The 1,339-nt window shown below is 68.6% G+C and carries 1 protein-coding gene; it reads left to right on the top strand.

All coding sequences use genetic code 11. The features are described 5' to 3' along the window. Positions 1–285 precede the first annotated feature (285 nt). A partial coding sequence (locus FVW20_RS15645) for a TRAP transporter substrate-binding protein (protein ID WP_231039163.1) occupies positions 286–1,339 on the top strand: 1,054 nt, incomplete at its 3' end.

Genomic DNA, 1,339 nt, shown 5'->3' with positions numbered 1-1,339 from the left:
CGATTGGCTATGGTGCGCGCCCGCCGCCGGTCCGGGGCAAGGGGGGCCGGGCCGCAGGCTGGCAGCACCGCCCCCCCTTGCCCCGGACCAGACGACCCGAAAGACGGCTGGACATCGCATGCTTACCATGCGCCTATCGGTATTTCAACCTGTGGTGGCGGGGAGTTCGCGTTGCGGCATCATACGCTTTCCGAAGGGTTGCTGATGTGCGCACTGGCCCGATGCTTCCTGCCCGTCGTAACTCCGGCTGCCGCATTTTCCTTCCGGCACCCGGTGAGGATCGCCATGCACCACCGTTTCCGTTCCCTCTCCCCCCTCGCTTCGTTCCTGCCCGCCCTGGCCTGCCGTCGCCGGGGGGACGCCCTTGCCGTAGCCCTCGGGCTGATCCTGGCCTGCCTGGCGGTCATTCTGCCCGGGGGGGCGCGTGCCGCACGCGCGGCCACGGAGCTGACCCTGGCCGTGGTGACCACGCCCGGCTCGGCCCAGCACGTTTGCGCCGAGCGGTTCCGGCAGTTGCTGGAGGAACGTTCGCACGGGGCGTACCGGGTGGTGGTGCACCATTCCGGCACCCTGGGCACGGAGACGGAAATCCTGCAACAGCTGCAGCTGGGCGGCGTGCATCTTGCCATCATCACCCTGGGCGTGCTGGACCCGTTCGTGCCCGAAGTGAAGGTGCTGGACTACCCCTTCCTGTTCCGCGATGCGGCAGAGGCGGACCGCGTGCTGGACGGGGCAGCGGGAAGGGCGCTGCTGGATGCGCTGGAGCGGGTGGGCCTGAAGGGGCTGCACTTTTCCGAAAACGGTTTTCGCCACCTGACCAACAACGTGCGCCCGGTGCATACCGTGGACGACGTGCGCGGCCTGAAGATCCGCGTGCTGGAATCGACCCTGCACCGCGAGCTGTGGCGCGCCCTTGGCGCCAACCCCACGCCCATGGGGTGGCCCATCTACGCGGAATTGCAGCAGGGCACCATCGACGGGCAGGAAAACCCGCTGTGGGTCATGGCGGAATACCGCATGCCCGAGGTGCAGAAATACCTTTCGCTGACCGGGCACGTGTATTCCGCCCACGCGGACCTGGCCAACCTGGCCTGGTTCAACGGGCTGCCCCAGTCGGACCGTACGCTGGTCATGCAGTGCATGGCAGACGCCGCCGTGTATCAGCGGGCTTACAACCGCCAGAAGGACGCCGACTATCTGCGCCGCCTGCGCGAGGCGGGCATGCAGGTGGTGGACGCTCCGGACCTGGATTCGTTCCGCGCCCGCGCCGACGCGCTGCGTCAGGGCGCCCTGTTTGCCGACCCGCGCACCCGCGACATGCTGGCGCGCGTGCTGGCGG

The sequence above is a fragment of the Nitratidesulfovibrio oxamicus genome (assembly GCF_015731765.1).
GTDB classification, from domain to species: Bacteria; Desulfobacterota; Desulfovibrionia; order Desulfovibrionales; family Desulfovibrionaceae; genus Cupidesulfovibrio; species Cupidesulfovibrio oxamicus.
This window is presented reverse-complemented; position numbering and strand designations above follow the sequence as displayed.